Origin of the sequence: Gordonia otitidis, assembly GCF_020735545.1 — a bacterium.
In the GTDB taxonomy this organism is placed as follows: domain Bacteria; phylum Actinomycetota; class Actinomycetes; order Mycobacteriales; family Mycobacteriaceae; genus Gordonia; species Gordonia otitidis.
Window position 1 is genome coordinate 1,652,077 of the sequence record NZ_CP085974.1, and the last position, 21,110, is coordinate 1,673,186.

At 65.1% G+C, this 21,110-nt stretch carries 19 protein-coding genes and 1 tRNA gene; 9 read left to right on the forward strand and 11 right to left on the reverse strand.

Annotated features, from left to right (window positions below):
- Window positions 1–10: 10 nt before the first annotated feature.
- Window positions 11–319, reverse strand: coding sequence for a hypothetical protein (locus LK459_RS07605; RefSeq protein WP_227922527.1), 309 nt, complete (start codon window positions 317–319; stop codon window positions 11–13).
- A gap of 1,219 nt (window positions 320–1,538) precedes the next feature.
- Here LK459_RS07605 and nrdH point away from each other — a divergent pair.
- Window positions 1,539–1,775, forward strand: coding sequence for a glutaredoxin-like protein NrdH (nrdH, locus tag LK459_RS07610; protein ID WP_227923615.1), 237 nt, complete (start codon window positions 1,539–1,541; stop codon window positions 1,773–1,775).
- A gap of 16 nt (window positions 1,776–1,791) precedes the next feature.
- The gene (locus LK459_RS07615; protein ID WP_227922529.1) at window positions 1,792–2,208 is read left to right on the forward strand and encodes a hypothetical protein; all 417 of its coding nucleotides are present in this window, start codon (window positions 1,792–1,794) and stop codon (window positions 2,206–2,208) included.
- Between the two features lie 85 nt (window positions 2,209–2,293).
- Here the strand turns inward: LK459_RS07615 and LK459_RS07620 are convergent, their stop codons facing one another.
- The 5 genes from LK459_RS07620 to LK459_RS07640 form a co-directional block, all read right to left on the reverse strand.
- Window positions 2,294–3,574, reverse strand: coding sequence for a tyrosine-type recombinase/integrase (locus LK459_RS07620; RefSeq protein ID WP_227922531.1), 1,281 nt, complete (start codon window positions 3,572–3,574; stop codon window positions 2,294–2,296).
- A 92-nt stretch (window positions 3,575–3,666) separates the two neighbouring features.
- A tRNA-Ser gene (locus tag LK459_RS07625) sits at window positions 3,667–3,751 on the reverse strand.
- 40 nt (window positions 3,752–3,791) lie between these two features.
- A complete protein-coding gene (locus LK459_RS07630; RefSeq protein ID WP_227922533.1) occupies window positions 3,792–4,766 on the reverse strand; it encodes an NAD(P)H-quinone oxidoreductase in 975 nt (324 codons plus the stop codon).
- 61 nt (window positions 4,767–4,827) lie between these two features.
- Complete coding sequence (locus LK459_RS07635; RefSeq protein WP_007241029.1) at window positions 4,828–5,274, reverse strand: MarR family winged helix-turn-helix transcriptional regulator; 447 nt, start codon at window positions 5,272–5,274, stop codon at window positions 4,828–4,830.
- Between the two features lie 163 nt (window positions 5,275–5,437).
- Window positions 5,438–6,634 (reverse strand): cysteine desulfurase-like protein, encoded by a 1,197-nt coding sequence (locus LK459_RS07640; protein ID WP_007241030.1) that lies wholly within the window; start codon window positions 6,632–6,634, stop codon window positions 5,438–5,440.
- Between the two features lie 138 nt (window positions 6,635–6,772).
- Between LK459_RS07640 and LK459_RS07645 the strand changes: the two genes are divergently transcribed.
- The 5 genes from LK459_RS07645 to LK459_RS07665 all read left to right on the forward strand — a co-directional run bounded on the left by LK459_RS07645 (window position 6,773) and on the right by LK459_RS07665 (window position 11,113).
- Window positions 6,773–7,339, forward strand: coding sequence for a bacterial proteasome activator family protein (locus tag LK459_RS07645; RefSeq protein WP_227922535.1), 567 nt, complete (start codon window positions 6,773–6,775; stop codon window positions 7,337–7,339).
- A gap of 76 nt (window positions 7,340–7,415) precedes the next feature.
- Entirely contained in the window at window positions 7,416–8,285 is an 870-nt protein-coding gene (wzm, locus tag LK459_RS07650; protein WP_007241032.1) for a galactan export ABC transporter permease subunit Wzm/RfbD, read from the forward strand.
- Window positions 8,282–9,130, forward strand: coding sequence for a galactan export ABC transporter ATP-binding subunit Wzt/RfbE (gene wzt / locus LK459_RS07655; protein ID WP_407648743.1), 849 nt, complete (start codon window positions 8,282–8,284; stop codon window positions 9,128–9,130). The genes wzm and wzt overlap by 4 nt, the downstream gene beginning before the upstream one ends.
- Entirely contained in the window at window positions 9,127–10,059 is a 933-nt protein-coding gene (gene glfT1 / locus LK459_RS07660; RefSeq protein WP_227922536.1) for a galactofuranosyltransferase GlfT1, read from the forward strand. The genes wzt and glfT1 overlap by 4 nt, the downstream gene beginning before the upstream one ends.
- Before the next feature lie 175 nt (window positions 10,060–10,234).
- Window positions 10,235–11,113 carry a TIGR03619 family F420-dependent LLM class oxidoreductase gene (locus LK459_RS07665; RefSeq protein ID WP_227922538.1) on the forward strand — a complete coding sequence of 293 codons (879 nt, stop codon included), beginning with the start codon at window positions 10,235–10,237 and terminating at the stop codon, window positions 11,111–11,113.
- Between the two features lie 55 nt (window positions 11,114–11,168).
- On the opposite strand, the gene LK459_RS07670 is transcribed toward LK459_RS07665, so the two are convergent.
- The 5 genes from LK459_RS07670 to LK459_RS07690 all read right to left on the reverse strand — a co-directional run bounded on the left by LK459_RS07670 (window position 11,169) and on the right by LK459_RS07690 (window position 17,686).
- Window positions 11,169–12,728 (reverse strand): glycosyltransferase family 39 protein, encoded by a 1,560-nt coding sequence (locus LK459_RS07670; RefSeq protein ID WP_227922539.1) that lies wholly within the window; start codon window positions 12,726–12,728, stop codon window positions 11,169–11,171.
- Window positions 12,715–14,619, reverse strand: a complete 1,905-nt coding sequence (locus LK459_RS07675; RefSeq protein ID WP_227922540.1) for a glycosyltransferase — start codon at window positions 14,617–14,619, stop codon at window positions 12,715–12,717. The genes LK459_RS07670 and LK459_RS07675 overlap by 14 nt, the downstream gene beginning before the upstream one ends.
- Window positions 14,620–14,877: 258 nt before the next feature.
- Window positions 14,878–16,311: a phytoene desaturase family protein gene (locus tag LK459_RS07680; RefSeq protein ID WP_227922543.1), complete on the reverse strand. Its 1,434-nt coding sequence runs from the start codon at window positions 16,309–16,311 to the stop codon at window positions 14,878–14,880.
- A 2-nt stretch (window positions 16,312–16,313) separates the two neighbouring features.
- Entirely contained in the window at window positions 16,314–16,820 is a 507-nt protein-coding gene (locus tag LK459_RS07685) for a GtrA family protein (protein ID WP_007241040.1), read from the reverse strand.
- A 35-nt stretch (window positions 16,821–16,855) separates the two neighbouring features.
- A complete protein-coding gene (locus tag LK459_RS07690; RefSeq protein ID WP_227922545.1) occupies window positions 16,856–17,686 on the reverse strand; it encodes an aldo/keto reductase in 831 nt (276 codons plus the stop codon).
- A gap of 253 nt (window positions 17,687–17,939) precedes the next feature.
- Between LK459_RS07690 and LK459_RS07695 the strand changes: the two genes are divergently transcribed.
- Together LK459_RS07695 and LK459_RS07700 are read left to right on the forward strand one after the other, a co-directional pair.
- A complete protein-coding gene (locus LK459_RS07695; protein ID WP_227922546.1) occupies window positions 17,940–19,508 on the forward strand; it encodes a phytoene desaturase family protein in 1,569 nt (522 codons plus the stop codon).
- Window positions 19,509–19,617: 109 nt separating this feature from the next.
- Complete coding sequence (locus LK459_RS07700; protein WP_007241043.1) at window positions 19,618–21,063, forward strand: FAD-binding oxidoreductase; 1,446 nt, start codon at window positions 19,618–19,620, stop codon at window positions 21,061–21,063.
- The last annotated feature ends 47 nt before the right edge of the window (window positions 21,064–21,110 follow it).

A 21,110-nucleotide genomic window follows, 5' to 3' on the forward strand; every position in this document is an offset into this window, starting at 1 on the left:
CTTCTTGCTTTCAGGCGGCGGCGGGAGTTCGCGCCGCGGTTGCGGCGCGGCGTTCCTCAAGCCACGCCTCTAGATCTGCGACGAGGTACACGACGCCACCCGCGTCGTCGGTTTTGATGTATGCCGGCCCCGTACCAGCACTGCGCCAATTGGCCAGGGTGCGCGGGGCGCGGCCGATCAGGGCACCCGCCGTATCGGTATCCACCGCGAGAGGCCGAATGACTACGGACACGACGGGCGCGACGGGTGGGCACAGCGTGGCCGCACAGGCAACAGTCACCCGCGGTGGCTGTAGCTGTGTCGGTTGCAGCATCGACATTGCAGATCCTTTCCTTCTTTCGTGATCTCTCGGGAACCACATTACGCAGCTCAGACACCAAATCGCATGCCGCACAACGCATCTGACAAACTCAAGCGAATAATGCAGGATGCGCTCAAACGAGGTGACATTTCGCAGGTGGAAGGCGCGATCCGAATAACCAATCCGAATAACCAAACGTCACTCAAAATGTGATGCAGATCACTTTTGGTACGGGTGGGTGCCGTGATGCGGCCGGATCGGTAGCTGTAGCACTTTTTCGTGTGTGTAGCACTTTTGAAGCCAAAAGTGCTACTGCATCATCGCAGGTCAGAGGCATATCGGAGACGTGTAGCATTTCCGCTTTTTGGAAGTGCTACAGCATCGCCGCAGGTAGAGGGTGCTTTTTGGCGGAATGTAGCACTTTTCGGCCCGCGGTCCTGGGTGGCATAGATAACGACGATGCAGCGGGCATACCGCAACACGGTCACGGAGGGGGACCGAGAGTGGCGCAGAACGGCGACATCAGAATCCTAGTAGCAGGGGTTGCTAAAAAGTGCTACAAATCGGCATCAGTAGACATCAATATCGCTGTGACCAGCGGAAACAGCGCAATGCTATGTAGCACTTTTCAAAATCAATCAAAAAAAGTGCTACAAGACAATTTGCGAAAAGGCTGTGACCAGCGGAAACAGCTTCGAAGCGTGTAGCACTTTTCAGAACGGAAAGTGCTACACACACGAAAAAGTGCTACATCCGGCGTTGCGGAGCGAACACACAGGAAAGGTGCAACCGGGGGCTGCATCTGTCCGATGTGGTTCTCGCGAACAGCCCTGCGGTGAGCGTTGCGGAGCGAACACACAGGAAAGGTGCAACCGGGGGCTGCATCTGTCCGATGTGGTTCTCGCGAACAGCCCTGCGGTGAGCGTTGCGGAGCGAACACACAGGAAAGGTGCAACCGGGGGCTGCATCTGTCCGATGTGGTTCTCGCGAACAGCCCTGCGGTGAGCGTTGCGGAACGAACACACAGGAAAGGTGCAACCGGGGGCTGCGGACAGCCATGCATCTGTCCGATGTGTTACTTGCGACCCGCCCTGCGGACGAGCGTGCAGCACCCCCACCAGCCACCCCCGGAAACCACCCCAAAGCAGTACAAATGTCGCGAAATACCTTGTGCCACAACGTATTTCGAGGTAGAATGGACACAGAATCGATCCCCAGCGACAAGGAGCTGATCCCCATGTCCATCACCGTCTACACCCGCCCGGCCTGCGGGCCGTGCCGCGCCACCCGCAGAGCCCTCGATAAGCAGGGCATCCGCTACGAGGTCGTCGACATCAGCACCGACGCCGACGCCCGCGACTTCGTCATGTCGCTCGGCCACCTGCAGGCTCCGGTCGTCATCGCCGGTGCCGAGCACTGGTCCGGATTCCGCCCCGACCGCATCAAGGCGCTCGCAACCACGGCTGCTGCGTGACAGGAAGAGGCGAATCATGTTGGCACGCAAAGAAACCTACCGGCTCGATCCGGATCGCATCATCGACGGCGAGCTGTACGACGGTCGGTACTTCGACGTAATCCTCATCCAACGAACCGACCCGGAGACCGGAGAGGTCCGCTACTACATCGACGAGGATGACCTGACCTACATCCTCGGCTTTGTGATTACCACCACTGCGACCATCACGGGTGCCGGCGCGGACAGAGTAATCACGGACGAGAGCATCAGCTATCAGCTCGGAGGCGAGCGGATCGACGCCGACGAGGCCCGCCGGGCGGGGCTCACCTCCGCTGGATTCGGCCCGGGCGGCAGCGCGGTGTGGTTGCGCCCCGACGGCAGCATCCGCTCCACACTCGAGGGCGGGTGGGACGAGAAGGTCGCCCGGAGAATCTGCGGCTACGTCGATTGAGTCGACGGGCGCCGATGCCGATAGGAAATCATCCACCGTCGTCCGGCCGCCCTTCGGTGTGCCACCGCCGCCGCGTGACGGGCTACTACTTCTTGTCCTCGTCGTTGCCACCGCGATCGAACACACTCGCGGCAGCAGTAAGTTCCGACCCCGCAACATGTGTATAGGTGCGCAGCGCCAGGACCCCGCCGTCGGAATGCCCCAGCCACTCCGCTACTTGGGCGGCGCTGAGTCCCGCCGCGAACAGCCTCGATGCCGCCGTGTGGCGACTGGCATGCAGCCGCCGGTGCGTCACGCCCGCGAACACCAGCGCCTCAGTCCACCAGTCATCCAGCGTCCGTGGTGCCACCGGTCGGCCGTCCACGGCGTGCAGCAACACGTGACCGTCACGGCCACTGCCCCACTGTCTGCCCTCGTGCATCGCATCCCGACGCCACCTGCGCTGACGCTCCCGCGTCGCCCGCAGCACCGCCAGCGTCGATGCTGGCAGCGGCAACACTCGCGTCGATGACCGCGACTTGCCGCGCTTGCGGTCGATGATCGGCGCACTCACCCCGTCGACCTGGCGTCCGCTCACCACAACGCGTGTCCGCTCAGCCACGCGGATCGTCCCCGCGTCCAGATCGACGCTGCCCCAGCGCAGCCCAGCGATCTCGCCGCGGCGCAGCCCCAACAACGCCAGCTCGACAAACGGTGCCCTGGCCACCGCCATCACGACCTCTGACCGGGGTCCACCCACAGCCGCCGCCAGCTCAAGCTCCTTGGTCAGCATGTGCGCGTCAAGCAGCTTCTCGACCTCGGCATCGGAGAGCCGGTCGCTGACATCCATCGCGCCCTCGGCCGCTTCTTCGTCGTCACGCTTGCGCAGCGGTTCGATCCACTGGATGGCATCCCGTTCGATCACGCCCCGTCGCTCAAGGTCATGCCAGACGCTCTTCAGTTTCGTGAGCATCGGATTGATCGACGTCCGCTTCCATCGACGCTCACCCGGCCCCTTCCCCTGCTGCAGGTCGGCGATCAGCTCCTCGACGTCGGCCGCCTCGAGCACCTGTACCCTCGTGTCCCCGAACCTGTCGACGACAGGTGCCAACGCCGCCGTGTACGCGGCCCGGGTGGTCTCGGTGATCCGGCGGCCGGCCAGCCAGGACTCCACAGCATCCTTCACCGTCATCGAGCTCTTCGGTGTCGCAGCTGCCCGTGCCGCCTCCTGCGCGTCGGCCAGCCAGTCCGCGGCCGCCTTGGCCGTGCGGAACCGCCGCTTCTGCTGCCTGCGGCCGCCGTCGGGCAGCGGCATGTCCAGCCGCGCCTCATACCGAATATCGCCGGAATCCAGCGTGACTTTCTCTACGCCTTTGCGCTTCGCCATGGTTTTAGCGTAGCTATGCGTGTCAGATTCGTGTCAGATGAACCAGAAAGGGGCGGCTCCCGGCTAACCCAGAAACCGCCCCTGACCTGCTGCGGAAGCGGAGGGATTTGAACCCCCGGTGGTTTTACCCACGCTCGCTTTCAAGGCGAGTGCATTCGGCCGCTCTGCCACGCTTCCCTGCCGAAGAGGGTACGTGAGCGCTCGCGCGGCGTCGTCATCAGCCCACCCGCAGCAGCACCTTGCCGATTGCATCGCCGCTGTTGAGGCGCTCGTGGGCGGCCTGGGCGTCGGCGAGTTCGAACACCGAGTCGGTCACCGGAACCACCGAGCCCGCCTCGATCAGCGGCCAGGTGCGCGCGTAGGTCTTCTCGACTATTACAGCTTTGCCGTCGGCGCCCGTCACAGGTCGTGACCGCAGCGCGGTGCCGTACACCGAAAGGCGCTTGGAAATCATTGTGCCGATGGGCAATTCACCCTTGACTCCACCTTGCATGCCGATGATGACCAGTCGACCTCCGGTCGCGAGCGCCTTGACGTTCCGCGGCAGGTACGCGGCGCCGATGATGTCGAGGACGACGTCGGCGCCACCGTGCTCAGAGATCACCTCGACGAAGTCCTGCGACGAGTAGTCGATGAGGATCTCCGCGCCGAGTTCCGCTGATCGGGCAAGCTTTTCCTGTGTGCGTGCGGTCACGGCGACCCGCGCTCCGAGCGCGCGGCACAACTGCGTCGCGTGCGTGCCGATCCCACTCGATCCGCCGTGGATCAGCACCAACTCGTCGAGCTGCAGGTGCGCGGTGAGCAGCAGATTCGAGACCACGGTGCAGGCGACCTCGGGCAGACCGGCCGCCTCGATCAGATCAACGTTCGACGGTTTGGGCAGCACCTGCGCAGCGGGCACGGTAACGAGTTCGGCATAGCCGCCACCCGCGAGCAGCGCACAGACCTCATCGCCGACCGACCACTGCGTGACCTCCGAACCCAGCTCAACGATCCGCCCCGAAACCTCCAAACCGAGAATGTCCGACGCCCCGGCGGGCGGCGGATAGAGACCCTGCTTCTGCAGCAGGTCGGCACGGTTCACCCCGGCGGCCGCGACCTCGATGAGGACCTCGCCAGGTCCCGGCGTCGGGTCCGGCACGTCGGCGACGAACAGAGAGTCGGTATCGGGCTCGACACTGATTGCACGCATGTCACCGATGCTGCCTCAGTCCGCGCAGAAAGGCACACGGCACAGGCTTGCACGGCCGGCATCATGTCCAGGAGGAGCGAACCTTCCGCATCGCGAGGCAGACCTTCGTGAAGTCGTCGACACCGAGCACGTCGACGACGTACTCGCGAACCACGTGATCGCGGACGGCTGCGATCCGAGACAGGGTGGCGCGGCCGTCGTCGGTGATCCGCACGAGACGGTGCCGGCCGTCGAGGTCGGAACGCACACGGACGACGTCGCCGGTGTCGATCATCCGACCGATCTGGCGCGAGACGGTGCTGACGCCCATGTGCACGGTCGTCGCGAGTTCGCTGATCCCGAACTGCTGACGCGACGCGAGGACCTCGAGGATGCGCAGATCGGTCGTCGTCCATCCATGAGCACTGAACACGCTGTTGACCTGGGCCATCAGAGCCCAGCCGCCGTCGACGAACGAGTGCCAGAGAGCGGTCTGCTCGGGGGTCAGGCCGTCGTCGGAAGTGGACATCGGGGCGCTCGGCACCTGCGATCCGGGGAGCGGCCAAGAGCTTGTGCGTGATGCACGCGGCGACAATCCGGGATCGTTCACATTGGCCAACTTAGTATGCATTGTCGCGTAATGCGAAACCGTGTGGATCGACCGACCCACATCGCCCCGTCGCAGAAATCGACTAACCGAACGACCCGAGCGTCCTGACCAGATGGTCAACTTCGTACGGCGTCGAGTAGGGCCCCAGACCGATACTCACCGCACCCCCGAAGTCGCTCGCGCCCATCCGTGTCAGCGATCGGCATGGCAGGTCGGCGAGCGCACATATCCCGTTGTCGGAGAGGCGTCGGACGACCTTGTCGGCCGACACCTGATCGACGGTGAAGCTCAGCGTCGGGACGCGGTTACCGGGCGATCCGACCACCGACACCTGGCTGAGCTGCTCGAGTGTGGTGGTGAGGTAGACCATCAGCCGGTCCAGGTACTCGCTGACCGCGTCGAGGGAGGCGACGAGCCGTCGACGCCGCTTTCCGATGGCACCGGCATCCAGTGAGGCCAGGTGCTCGATCGACGCGACGAGGCCGGTCAGTAATCCACCCTGTAGCGGTTCGAGTTCGAGGCGCGCAGGTCCGACTGCACGCGGATCGACCGACATCGGCACGAGCCGTTCCATCGTGCGGGGGTCCCGGAACGCCATGGCGGCGACCCGCGGACCGCCCCACCGTTCCGCTGACACGACGAGGACGTCTGCGCCGAGTTCGTTGATATCGAGAGGCATGTACGGCGCAGCATTCGTCGCGTCGACGACCAGCATCGCGCCGCGTGTGCGCGCCATCTGCGCGATCGCCGGGATGTCGGTGATCGCACCGAGCGTCGACGACGCCAGTGTCACCGCGACCACCGCGGTCCGCGCACCGATCAATTTCTTGTACTGCCACACGGGCAACTCACCCGTCTCGACGTCGAGCTCCGCCCACCGCACCGACCCGCCATAGCGTCCGACGACGCGCATCCACGGCACGATGTTGGGCTCGTCGTCGGCATGACTCACGACGACGTCGCCGCCGAGCCAGGTGTTGGGCGCGATCGACTCCGCCAACGCCCAGATGAGCGCCGACCGCGACGGTCCGAGCACAATGCCCGCCGCCCGCGCACCGACGAGGTCAGCCACCGCTCTGCGCGCACCGTCGACCGCCTCCGCGGTGTGGACCGCTCCCGGATAAACACCCCCGGGGGCCGCACCGAGCTGCCGGAATCCCGAGGACACGGCGCTCGCCACTGCGTCGGGGATGAGCATGCCCGCCTGGGCGTCGAAATGAATCCAACCGTCGCCGAGCGAGGGGAACAGTCCTCGCACCGCGGCGACATCGAGACTCATGCCAGCCACGATAGACGGCGCGGTCGGCGAGTTCGGACAGGTCGTCGGATCGACGTGTGGACATTCGTGCCGCCGCTCGGCGCCGTCAATACCCACGACTCGCAACGGGCGTCAGAGGCTTTCGGCACAATGGGACGCATGGCTAGCGAAGGCACATCGTCCGGAGCGTTCGATCCCCGCGGTTTCGGTTCCCCCGCACACGACGACGTCGAGGTTGTCGGTCCGGGTGACCACGCACATCAGAAGGACAACAACGGCGAATCGAAAGACAGCGTCGCCGACATGGTCGAGCAACCCGCCAAGGTCATGCGCATCGGCACCATGATCAAGCAATTGCTCGAAGAGGTCCGTGCGGCTCCTCTCGACGAGGCGTCTCGCAATCGGCTCCGCGAGATCCACCAGACGTCGATCCGCGAACTCGAGGACGGCCTGGCACCTGAACTGCGCGAAGAACTGGAACGCCTGGCACTGCCCTTTTCGGACGATTCGACGCCGTCGGACGCCGAACTGCGAATTGCGCAGGCCCAGCTCGTCGGTTGGCTCGAAGGACTCTTCCACGGAATCCAGACGGCACTCTTCGCCCAGCAGATGGCGGCGCGCGCCCAACTCGAGCAGATGCGGCAGGGTGCGCTACCCCCGGGCATCGTCGCTCCTGGAGGCCCGGGAGGCCCCGGCGGCGGGCCGAGCACCGGTCAATACCTCTGAGCATCGGTCCAGATCCGGTCCCTGCCACGGCGCCCGTTCCGGAACGTCAAACTACTCGCTTGTATGCTGAATCCCCGTGTCAGCGGTAGTCAGCGAGCGGAAAGTTCCGCCACCACCCACGACGTCGGATTCGAGGTCGTTTCGGCGGGCGTTCAAGGACCTCTCCGACGGACTGCGCGCGCGGGAACTGTGGGCGCTGCTCGGCTGGCAGGACATCAAGCAGCGGTACCGGCGATCCGTCCTCGGGCCGCTGTGGATCACCATCGCGACCGGCATCACCGCCGTGGCGATGGGCTTGCTGTACTCGCAGTTGTTCGACGAGGACATCACCACCTTCCTGCCGTACGTGACCCTCGGCTTCATCTTCTGGGGCTTCATCGAGGGCTCCATCCTCGACGGTTCCGAGGTGTTCGCGAAGAACGAGGGATTGATCAAGCAGATCCCGTCCCCGCTGTCGGTGCACGTCTACCGGCTCGCGTGGCGACAGCTGATCATCTTTGCGCACAACATCGTCATCTACCTCGTGCTGCTCGCGATTTTCTGGAAGCACATCCACCTCAGCTGGACCGTCGTGCTGATCATCCCGGCGATGATCCTGTTCGTGATCAACAGCGTGTGGGTCGCGATGGTCTTCGGCATCCTGACCACCCGCTTCCGCGACATCGGTCAGTTGCTGACCACCGCGGTACGGCTGGTGTTCTTCATGACGCCGATCATCTGGAGCGCGCAGTCGCTGCACAAGGTCGCAGGCGAGGGATCGTCGCGTGCACGCATCGTCGAGATCAACCCGATGTTCCATTACCTGGAGATCACGCGCGGGCCACTGCTCGGTGAGTCGGTGGCCTTCTACCACTGGGCGATCGTCATCGGCTGCACCGTCGTCGGATGCCTGCTCGCCCTGTTCATCATGCGCAACTACCGCGCCCGAGTTCCGTATTGGGTGTGAGCATCGTGTCCGACTCCCCGAAAGCCATCTCCAAGAACGATTCCGTCCGCGTCGACACGTGGGATGCCTGCGTCGACTTCCCCATCTTCGACGCCAAGACACGGTCGCTGAAGAAGTCCGTGCTCGGCGCCGCGGGAGGCGTGATCGGCGCCAACGCGTCGAACGTCGTGGTGGTCGAGGCGCTCAAGAACATCAACCTGCACCTCGAACACGGCGATCGCATCGGCCTCGTCGGCCACAACGGCGCCGGCAAATCGACGCTCCTGCGGCTGATGTCGGGCATCTACGAGCCGACCCGCGGATCGTGTCGGGTCAAGGGCCGGGTGGCTCCGGTCTTCGACCTCGGTGTCGGCATGGACCCGGAGATCTCCGGTTACGAGAACATCATCGTCCGAGGCATGTTCCTGGGTGTCAGCCGTAAGGAGATGCTCGCCAAGACCGACGAGATCGCGGAGTTCTCCGAACTCGGCGACTACCTCAACATGCCGCTTCGGACGTATTCGACCGGTATGCGCGTCCGGCTCGCGCTCGGCGTCGTGACCAGCATCGATCCCGAGATCCTCATCCTCGACGAGGGTATCGGCGCCGTCGACGCCGAGTTCATGAAGAAGGCGCGTACCAGGCTCCAGTCGCTTGTCGAACGGTCGGGCATCCTCGTCTTCGCCAGTCATTCCAACGAGTTCCTCGCGCAACTGTGCGACCGTGCTCTCTGGATCGACCACGGTGAGATCCGGATGGACGGCGGCATCGAAGAAGTGGTCGGCGCCTATGAGGGACCGGCCGCTGCCGCGCACGTGCGCGAGGTGCTCGACGAGATGGCGCAGACCGACGGCACGTCGGCATGAGTGGTTCGGCGGGCACGGCGTCGCGGGTCATCGCGGTCGTGGTGACGCATCGTCGGGCGCAGTTGCTGGCCGAGTCGCTGGCCGTGGTCTCCGCGCAATCGCGTCCCGTCGACCACCTCGTCGTCGTCGACAACGGGAACGAGCAGCAGGTGGCCGATCTCGTTGCTACGCAGCCTATTCCAACGACGTATGTGGGTTCGGAGCGCAATCTCGGCGGTGCGGGCGGATTCGCCCTCGGCATGCTGCAGGCGTTGGCGCTCGGGGCCGACTGGGTGTGGTGCGCCGACGACGACGGGCGCCCGGAGGGTCGTGAGGTGTTGTCGACGCTGCTCGACTGCGCGGCGCGGCATCGGCTCGACGAGGTCTCGCCGGTGGTCGTCAACATCGACGACCCCGACACACTCGCCTTTCCATTACGCCGCGGAGTGGCGTGGCGGCGCAAGCGGTCAGAGTTGTTCGAGGGCGACGGCGAGCCCGCCGGCGACGACGACCTGCTCCCGGGTATCGCGTCGCTGTTCAACGGCGCGTTGTTCTCGGCGCACGCGCTCGACGTGGTGGGCGTCCCCGACCTCCGGTTGTTCTTCCGCGGCGACGAGGTGGAGGTCCATCGACGCCTCGTACGCTCCGGATTGCGCTTCGGCACGTGCCTGACCACGGCGTATCTCCACCCGTACGGGTCCGACGAGTTCCGCCCGATCCTCGGCGGCCGCATGCACACGCAGTACCCCGACAACGCGGTCAAACGGTTCTTCACCTATCGCAACCGCGGCTTCCTGATGAATCAGCCGGGTCTGCGCAAACTGCTGCCCCAGGAATACGCACGGTTCGGCTGGTACTTCCTCGTGCAGCAGCGCGACGTCGCGGGCTTCCGCGAGTGGTTCCGCCTGCAGCAGCTCGGGCGTCGCGAGCGGTTCGTGCGGCCCGACTGAAGGGTCGACTGTGCGCCCCGTGCCGCCGACTGTGCGCTCCCTGCCGCCGACCGTGCGCTCCTTACTGTCGACTGTGCACCCCGTGCCGCCGGCCGTGCGCAATTCGCGGTCCGCCCACACCAGAACTAGAACGTGTTCTAACCTGTGAGAGACATCGATCCACACAGGGAGAGACATGCGGTTCACCTTCGCCGAAGCGATGACAGATCCCAACTTCTATGCACCACTCGCCCAGGCGGCCGAGAAGGCCGGGTACGCAGGCTTCACCATCCCCGACTCGCTCGCGTATCCCGAGGAGTCCGACGCCACCTATCCGTACACGCCGGACGGCAATCGGGAGTTCCTCGACGGCAAGGCGTTCATCGAGACATTCATCGAGGCCGCTGCGCTCGGAGCAGTGACGTCGACAATCCGCTTCACGCCTTTCGTTCTCAAGCTGCCCGTACGACCGCCCGCGCTGGTCGCCAAACAGGCGAGTTCCGTTGCCTACCTGACGAATAACCGGCTCGCACTCGGTGTCGGTACCAGTCCGTGGCCGGAGGACTACGAGTTCATGGGCGTCGACTTCGCCCGACGCGGCAAGCGCATGGACGAATGCATGGACATCTTCCGCGGACTGACGTCCGGCGAGTACTTCGAGTTCCACGGCGAGTTCTACGACATCCCACGCATCAAGATGACCCCCGCTCCGACAGAACCGATCCCGCTGCTCGTCGGAGGGCACGCCGACGCCGCGCTGCGCCGAGCAGTGGTCCGGGGCGACGGCTGGATGCACGGTGGCGGTCCCGCTGAAGAACTCGACGCCCTGCTTGACAAGATCACCGACATCCGCAAGGCGGAGGGGAAGCTCAACGACCCGTTCGAGATCCACGTCATCTCTCTCGACGCGTACACGGTCGACGGATGTAAACGTCTAGAGGACAAGGGCATCACCGACGTGATCGTCGGTTTCCGGCTCCCGTACGTCATGGGCGACGACACCGAACCGCTGCAGACCAAGATCGACCATCTCAACTCCTACGCCGACAACGTGATCGCCAAGGTCAACCGCTGACGCACAGCCGACGACACGGAGCGCACTGTCGGCGGCACGGAGCGCACACTCGGCGTCAGCGGCGCATCTCGACGACCTGCGAGTTGTTGAACGGAGTCTGCCGCACGACGTGGAGGCCGGACGCCGAAAGCTGTTGATACAGCGCAGTCGAGGTGAAGTGGTTGGGCGAGAAGACCCAGTACGCGGTCGCCCCGGGATAGGTGACGTAGCCGCGATCGCGGTCTTTGTCGGTGATCACCCACATCACGGTGCAGTTCTCCGCGAATCGTCGATACGCGGTGACGGGTTTGTCGCCGTCCCAGAGCGAGTCGGCGCGGATCGCATCGACCGACGGTCCGACATCACGCAGACCGACGAAGTCATCCGGCTTGGCGCGTAGGACCACCCGTTGCGACACCGGACTCCATGTCGGTTGCGACGAGAATGCAACACAGTCGCCGGGGCGGGCATTGTCGCCGACGTAGTCGGCTGCTTCGGAGAAGTCCGTGCCACCCAGCCGGCCGTACGGGCTGCGGTCGGCAAGATACGTCGGTGCTGCGGCAGCGGCCAAGGCCACAACGAGAAGCGCTGCGGCCCACATGCGGTCGCGGGCGATCTGTCGTACCGCCCACGCGAGGATCAGCGCCACGCCACCGGCGGTGAAGATGAGATAGCGGGGCGTGTACACCGCGTCGACCAGCCACGAGAAGACGAAAACCAATACTGCAGGCACCGCCGCCCACAGCAGACCGACACCGAGGATCGACCATCGCCCCCGTGCGCCCCGAACGGCTGCGACGGCAACCCCCACCACGGTGACAACGGCACCGAGGACGAGGAAAACGGTTGCGCCGTCGAAGAACTCGTATCTCGCGTAATTGGCGAGCATCCGCGGGGTCATCTGCTCCACCCACGAGATCTGGCCCCGCTGAGAGATCACGACCTGGGCGAACGGCGCGATGACCAGACAGACGGCGAACGCCGCGATCACGAAAGCGATCACACTCGAGAACCGTCGAGGCCTCCCTGCATCCCCGCGGGCCCGTGCGCAGACGATCATCAGGTGCGCGGCGAGCAGTGTGATGGTGAAGAAGAACCACATCACGCCGACAACACACACGATCACGTACGCCACCCACCAACCCCAACGTCGACGCCGCGATGCAGTGACGTCGACGTCCAGCGCGATCAGCAGGATCAAGGTCATCGCGATCGCCAGCGCGATCGTCCCGGCATACGATCGGGCCTCCGAGCCCGCCCAGGTGGTCCGCGGCAGACAGAGCAACACGAGTCCGGCGATGACGCCGAAGCGCGTGTCCCACAACCGTTCACCGAGGACGACGAACAGGCCGGCCGCGACCCCGATCGCCAGTGCGGACGGGAACCTCAGCGAGAACTCCGACAGTCCGAACACCTTGGTCCAGACATGCATGCACAGGTAGTAGAGGGCGTGCACAGCGTCCGTCCGCGCGAGCAGGTCGACCATCGCCGACAGCGGGCGATGTATGGCCGAAACCGTCGCAGCCTCGTCGTACCAGAGCGAGGGACGCCAGGACCCCATGGCGGACAAGAACACTCCGAGGATCCCGACCGCAAGCGCGGGCAGGACAGTGCGGAGTCGTTCAGTCGCCGTCAAACAATCTCATCCAGTTCTCGCGGCTGGTCAGTTCGGGCATGGCGCGCTGCCACTGGTCCGCCACGTCAAGTCCCTCGCGACGCAGTCGCACGCACAACTCGGCGAGGTCGCGACCGAGCCGCACCGCGGTCTGCTTGTCGCGCCGCCTGACCCGCACCCCGGTCTGCGACGAGTCGGTCACCACGGCCGACGAGAACAGTCCGACATGCCACCAGCGTCCGTCGTCGGCGGAGATGGAGACCGGCGCTGGTGAGACACGCCCGAGCCATTGCTGCACAGCACGTTTGACCAGGACGCGGGTTTCCTTGTCCTCGTCGGGCAGTGGTCCGCGTCGCGAGATCCTGGTGTTCGGGTCGGCGTCGAGTACGACGTCGGCGCTGTCGCGGATGACGGTGTCGGGATACTGCGCGCGCAGTTCCTTCAACTCCGGCAGCTTCGACACGCCACCGTCGGCCAGTATCGATGGCCCGCTCAGGAAATCTCTCACGGCGAGCAGGAAGGTCGCGGCCAGTCCGTAGCGCATCGACACGATGTGCGAGCCGATCTCCTTGGCGACGACCGCGGCCACGTGTTTCGGATCGTAGGGTCCGTGGATCGCCGCGACGACGAGCGCGTTACGCCAACTGAAGTAGCGCGACCAGTCGTCGTAGTCCTTGAGGTGGAAGTCGGCGTGCCAGACACCGGCATTGGGAAGTGTGACCGTCGGAAAACCGTTGCGGCGCGCGCGGATACCGAATTCGATGTCGTCCCATTGGAAGAACAGCGGCAGCGAGAGTCCGGCGGCATAGACCGCTTCGACCGGAAGCAGGCACGACCACCAGCCGTTCCAGCCGGCGTCGGTCCGCGCATCCTGTTGCTTCTCGAGAGCGTTGAGGCCCTGCTTGCCGTAGGCGCCCGGCCGCCCAGCCTTGAGTTCGTCGAGTGCCTCCCACTCCCCGGTCATGTGCACGCGGTACGTCTCCGACGCGAGCAGCATCTGCGAGCCAACGAGCATCGGCCGAACCGTGCTGTTGGCGAAGGAGGTCAGTCGCAGCACGGATTCCGGTTCGCAGGTGATGTCGTCGTCCATCACGACGATGTCGGTCTCGTGGCTGCCACCCTTGGTGACCTCGTGGATACCGCGGTTGAATCCGCCGGCGCCCCCGAGGTTGGGCTGGGTGATGTAGTGCAGGCGGTCACCGAGGACAGTGGCCACCTCACTGAACCGCTCCTGGTCTGCGACGCGGTCAGTGCCCTGGTCGACGATGTACACAGCTGCAACCCGCTCGAGCACGACGGGATCGGATGCGAGCGCCATCACCGTCGCCACGGCGTCTACCGGCCGGTTGTGTGTGCACATGACCACCGACACCGGGCGATCACGAACCCGCGAATCCACACTCCACTCGACGTCGGAGATGCTGGCGGGACCGTCGATGGCTGTCAGCTCGAACCAGAGCGCACCGCCGTCGACGAAGCGCTTGACGTCGAGGTCGAAGCTCGCATGACCCTGGCCGGAGACCTCCGCGGTCTGTACGGGCCGTTCGCGACCACTGATATCCGACGCCCGGATGTCGATCCGCAGCGTCGTGCCGGGTGCGCAGTCGTGGTCGAAGTCGAGGCGGACCGACCGCACGCGGGTGTAGCTCTGCCAGAACGACGCGGGGAAACGTCCGAAGTAGGTGTTCACCGACAGTCGGGCGCCGGGCCCGAGGTGTGCGCGACGTCGATCGAGTCGAACCCGGGAGAGATCGACGTCGGCGTACATGCCCGGCTCGATCCGTGTGTCCGGGCCGGTGAAGAGCGTGCGCTGGACCAGCAAGCGATCCGACGACGAGCCGGTCTTCGGCGACAAATCGGACGATTCGGCCTGCTCGGTCGTTGTAGTGGTCGGCTGTGCTGCTGTCGACATTGCATCCCATTCGTCTCTTCGGGGGCTCCACGCGGCACGTGTCAGCCCCGACGGCCCCACACTAACCCACTTCCTGTGAGCGCCCCGGCACCGGCACCCGACGAGCTCACCGCTGGTGGGCAACGCCGACAGATCACTGCCGCAACGCATTCGGTCGGAATACCGCATTGCTCCCGAACCGGTGCACGCACGGCTGTGCCGGAGCGCGCACACTGGGTGTGTCGGTGGTTACACCTGCCGGCGTTACCAGTCGGTCGTTCACGCGCCCGACAGTGCAGCCAAAGCAGCCTCAGCGGCGTTGAAGCCACACATCCCGTGCGCGCCACCACCCGGTGGGGTCGCGGCCGAGCACAGGTAGACACCACGGACGCCGGTCGCGTACGGCTCCGGGGTGAGTCGTGGGCGGGCCACCAGATGGAGGAGGTCGTTGCGTCCGCCGCCGATGTCGCCTCCGGGATAGTTCGGATTCGCTCGCTCGAGCTCGGCGGGCGTCGTCGCACGTACAGCGACGATCCGGGTGCGGAAGCCGGGTGCGAATCGCTCGATCTGCGCGGTCACATACTCCGTCGCGTCGCCCGAATACTCCTGCGGCACATGGGCATACGCCCACAGCGGCTTGAGTCTGCCCGGCGCTCGACTCGGGTCGGCCACCCATTGCTGTCCGACGAGGGTGAACGGACGGCGAGGCATCCGTCCCGCGGCGACGTCGGCTTCGGCCTGCACGATGTCCGATGCTTCGCCGCCGAGGTGCACGGTGCCCGCACGAGCGCAGTCACGTGCCGTCCAGCCGACCTCCTCCTCGATCACGTAGTCGACCTTGAAGGCGGCGGGCCCGCGGTGCCATCGCCGATACGACCGTGCGACGCGGGCGGGTTGACGCGCGCCGAGGATGTCGGCGGCTGCCTGCGGCAGCACATCGAGGATGACGACGTCGGCGCTGACCTGCGCGATGTCGGAGACGGTCTGTCCCGTCTCGATGCGGCCGCCGAGCGAACGCAACAGACCTGCGAGCGCGCAGGTGATCGCCGACGACCCGCCCACCGCGACCGGCCAGCCGCCGTGGTGGCCCGCCGCCGTCAGCATGAGGCCCGCTGCCGACGAACCGGGCAGGTCGAGTCGGGTGAAACCGTGCGCGGCCATGCCGGTGAACAGCGCGCCCGCGTACGGACCGAGGAACCGGGCGATGCTCGTCGCCGGTGCCAGCGCAGGCAGTCCGAATCGGGCCAGCGCGAACGGGTGGCGCGGCAGCGAGAGCATCGGCGAGAGCACGTCGTCGGCGATGTCGGGAAACCGCCTGGAGACCGCGCCGAGAAGCGAGAGCCACCTGTCCCCCGCCCCGGGATATCCGGCGTCGGCGAATCCGGCGGCGGTCTTTTCGATGTCGCGGAAGAGGAACGCGGAGCCACCGTCGTCGCGTGGGTGTGCGCAGTCGATCTCCGGCCAGGACCAGCGCAGACCGTGCTCGGCGAGAGGGAGTGTTCGCAGATACGGCGAGGAGACGCCCAGCGGATGAAACGCCGAACAGTGGTCGACGACGATCTCGGGGTGCGCCTCGTCGAAGGGCCCGGACCTGGTGCCGCCACCAATCGTCTCGGCACCCTCGAGGACCGTCACGTCGAGTCCTGCCTGTGCGAGTCGGACCGCCGCCGCGAGTCCGTTCGGACCTGCGCCGACGACGATCGCGGTCGACACGACTACGTGACCCGGAAGATGACGGTGCGCTGCACCACGAAGTTGATGACCGTAGCCGTCCCCTGTGCGATCACATATGCAATGAGACTGTTGAGGAACGTGTGCTCCCAGACGTGGGCGAGCCAGGTGTAGATGCCGACGTTGACGAAGAACGTGCAGCAGTACAACAGCGCGACCGCGATGAACCGAGCGGTACTCGGTGATGCACGGAAGGTCCAGCGCCGGTTGATGATGTACGCGCAGGTGGTGCCACAGATGAAGCCGATGGCCTTGGACACCACCGGAGGCAGCCCGACCCCGAACTGCAGGATCGTCGTCAAACCGAAGTCGAGAATGCCCGAGAGGACGCCGCTGATGACGAATCGGAGGATCTGCGTCGCGAGCGGGACGTCGGTCGAGGCCTCCGCGTCGTCGACGGGGAGCTCGATCGGCGTCGGGGCGTGGCGCGTCGAGAAGTCTTCGTGCCGTGACTTGTGATCGTGCTCGTCGTCGGAGGTTGGGTCTTGCACCCTGCCACCCTAGACGGTGCGCCGAAGCGCTGAACTCAGAACTCCTCTTCGACGTCGGAGTCGCGGGCGGCCTTCTCGCCACGGTCGAGCGTCGAGAGTTCGGCGAGGTCGGCGGCGTCGAACGAAAAATCGAAGAGGTCCGCATTCTCGAGTTGCCGACCGCGGTGTGACGACTTCGGTACCACCGAGATACCCTGCTGCACCGACCACCGCAGTGCGATCTGCGTCGGCGATTTGCCGTACTTGCGTGCGAGTCTGATGATCACGGCATCGCCGAGCATGCCCTCCTTGCGCCCGGTGGGATGCCACGCCTGCGCTGCGATTCCCCGCTCGGACATGAACTCACGCAGCTCGTCGCGCGCAAGCGCCGGTGAGCACTGGATCTGGTTGACCTGCGGCCACACACCGGTCTCGTCGTAGAGCATCTGCAGTTGATGCGCCTTGAAGTTCGACACCCCGGGCACGGTGATGAAGCCCTCCTCCGCGAGGGTCAGCAACGCGCGCCAGGAGTCGACGGTCCGGCCGAGACTCGGACACGGCCAGTGGATGAGGTAGACGTCGATGTGCGCGATACCGAGTCGGCGTGCGCTCTCTTTGGCCGCGTTGATCGCCTCGTCGAACCCCTGGTCGCCGCCTCCGAGCTTGGTCTGGATCGCGACCTCGTCCCGGTCGATGCCGGATTCGCGCAAGCCCATGCCGACGCTGAGTTCGTTCGAGTATCGACTCGCCGTGTCGAGCAGGCGATATCCCGACCGCAGCGCACTCGACACCGCTTCGACGCACGGCATACCGAGCATGTCGTAGGTTCCGAGGCCCACCAGCGGCAAACGGTAACCAGACGTGAGTTCGACCGAGGGGATGTCCACGTACTCAAGGATATGTTTGCGACGGACGATCGTGCCCGGTGAACAACCTGCGTCGATGACGCATCGTGACCATGGGGCCCCGGCATGCCTCGCCCGTTTCCAGTCATTTCGGAAACTACCCCGAGATCCGACCTGGACTTTTACCTCGGAGTATCGACGAAACCGACTGAAAACGGGCGACGGTGATCACCGCAGCGGCAGGTGGGGCACCCCGGCCCTCGACAACCCGCCGTGGCGATGGTCTGCTCGATACATGGAGCGCTTCGACGACATCATCATCGGCGCAGGTCACAACGGGCTGACGGCCGCGGCGTACCTCGCGCGCGCAGGCCGCCGAGTGCTGGTGCTCGAGCGTGCCGATCACGTCGGAGGTGCGAGCGTCTCCGCGGCGCCGTTTCCCGGAGTGCCCGCACAGCTCTCCCGATACTCCTACCTCGTGTCTCTGCTACCACGCGAGATCATCACCGACCTCGATCTCGACATCACCCTGATCCGACGCCGCTACTCGTCGTACACGCCGGTCCCGTCGGACCCCTCGCGCGGCCTGCTCGTCGACAACGCAGACGAGCAGGCCACCGCGGAGTCGTTTCGACGAATCACCGGCGATGACACCGAGTTCGCGTCGTGGCAGTGGTTCTACGGGCGTATGGGCGAGATCGCGCGCCGCGTCTTCCCTACGCTCATCGAACCCCTGCGCAGCGCCGAGGACCTACGTGATCTGGTGACCGGTGTGGCGGGTGCGTCCGGGCTCGACTCGTCGCTCGCCGAACTCTGGGAACTGCTCACCGAACGGCCCCTCGGTGAGCTCATCGAACGTTATTTCGTCGACGACGTGGTGCGCGGTGTCGTCGCCACCGACGGGCTGATCGGCACGTTTGCCGATCTCCACGACGCTCGGCTGCGCCAGAACATCTGCTTTCTCTACCACCTGATCGGTGGTGGCACCGGGGACTGGGATGTTCCGGTGGGAGGAATGGGTGCGGTGTCCGGCGCTCTGTACGAATCCGCTGTCGCGGCGGGCGCACAGATCCGCACCGGAGTACAGATCACCGGAATCGATCCGAGCGACGGCACGGTCGAGGGTTCCTCTTCGCCGTCCGGGATCCTCGCCCGCGGATCGATGCTCTACGTCGCGTGTGCGCCGCAATCGGTCAACTCCTGTCTCGACGATTCGCTCGACGTCGAATCAGACACGGCCGGGTCGCAATTGAAGATCAATCTGCTGCTGAATCGGCTCCCCGCTTTGCGCGACGGCTCGACTGCCCCCGATGCCGCGTTCGCGGGGACGTTCCACGTCAACGAGACGTACGGCCAACTCCACGCGGCATGGCAACAGGCCCGTGTCGAGAGGGTGCCCGACGTACCTCCGTGTGAGATCTACTGTCATACCCTGTCCGACCGGTCGATCCTCGGTCCGGAACTCGAGGGGGCACACACGCTCACGCTCTTCGGGTTGCACATGCCACCAACCGTGTTCGACGCCCCTTCGGCTACGGGCGTAGCGGTCGAGGCCACCCTGGCGTCGTTGAATTCCGTTCTCGCAGAACCCATTCAATCTGTCATCGCGATCGATGCGCATGGCAATCCGTGTATCGAGGTCAAGACGCCACGTGACCTGGAAACCGCACTTGGTCTCCCCGGCGGCAACATCTTTCATCGGAGTCTGCAATGGCCCTGGGCTCCGGATCCCGATGCCGTCGGGCAGTGGGGCGTGGAGACACGGCATCCGCGCGTCCTGTTGGCGGGTGCGGCAGCGCGTCGCGGCGGAGGCGTTAGCGGCATTCCCGGACACAACGCGGCGGCCTTCACATTGCGCTCCTGACCACCGCCGGCCGACGACGGTGCGGCGTCGTCGGCCGAGTCTCACGAAGTCACGACGAGGGGGCCGAGCCGCGTCGGGCACATGTACGCGCGCGGTAGGATCGTCGGCGATGTCTACTGAAGAGCTGTTGCCGATCACCACGCGCACGCTGGCCGGATGGTCACGTACCACCCCGATCACCGGGCATGTCCTGTCGACGCCGTACCCCGAGGTCATCGCCGATGCGGTAGCTCGGGTTGCCGACGACAACGCCGACAAACCGGACTACCTCAAGCGTGGGGTCATCGCCCGCGGCCTCGGCCGCTCGTACAACGAGTCGGCGCAGAATTCCGGTGGCCTGACCGTCGACATGACACCACTGACCAGGATTTATTCGCTCGACGAAGAGACCGGCATCGTCGACGTCGACGCAGGCCTCTCGATCGATCATCTGATGAAGGTGGTCGTGCCGCGCGGCTTCTGGGTGCCGGTGATGCCCGGCACTAGGCAGGTGACCATCGGTGGCGCCATCGCGCACGACATCCACGGCAAGAACCACCACGCGACTGGCGCGTTCGGCGATCACGTCACCGAGATGCAACTCCTTGTTGCCGACGGCCGCATTCTCACCCTGACTCCCGACGGCTCGCCCGACGACCCCGACGGCTCGCTGTTTTGGTGCACGGTGGCGGGCATCGGTCTGACGGGCATCGTGCTGCGGGTGAAGATCAAGCTCAAGCGCACCGAGACGGCCTACTTCAAGGCCGACACCTTCACCACCAACAACCTCGACGAGACCATCGCGCTGCACCTTGAGGACAACTACGAGGACGGCTACGAGTACGCGTCCGGCTGGTTCGACACGATGAGCGCCGCCCCGAAGCTCGGTCGCGGTTCGTTCAGCCGCGGCAATCTGGCAACGTTCGACGAACTGCCGGACAAGCTCAAGAAGGATCCACTCAAGTTCAACCCGAAGCCGCTGATCACGCTGCCGAATATCTTCCCGCGTGGACTCGACAACAAATTCGACTTCGGGCTCATCGGCGAGCTCTACTACCGGGCCGGATCGAACAAGCGCGGCATCATCGAGAGCCTGCCGCAGTTCTACCACCCGTTGGACCTGATCGGGAACTGGAACAACGCGTACGGACGCCCCACCGCATACGGCAAGGGCGGCGGTTTCACCCAGTATCAGTTCATCGTGCCGAAGGGCAACGAGGACGAGTTCAAGAAGATCATCACCGACATCCAAGCGTCGGGTCACATCAGCTTCCTCAACGTGATCAAGCTGTTCGGCAAGGGCAACCCCAAAGCGCCGCTGTCGTTTCCGTTCGAGGGCTGGAACGTCTGCCTCGACTTCCCGCTGCGCGCGGGGCTCGCGGAGTTCCTCAACGACATGGATCGCCGGGTCATGGAGATCGGTGGACGGCTCTACACCGCGAAGGATTCGCGGACATCGGCCGAGCATTTCCACAAGATGTACCCGCAGATCGACAGGTGGATCGCCAAGCGTCGTGAAATCGATCCGACGGGCGTGTTCTTGTCCGACATGGGCCGCAGACTCGAACTGAACTGACCAGCTCGGGCCGAGCTCCGTTGCAGCCGAATCGTAGTGCAGCGCAG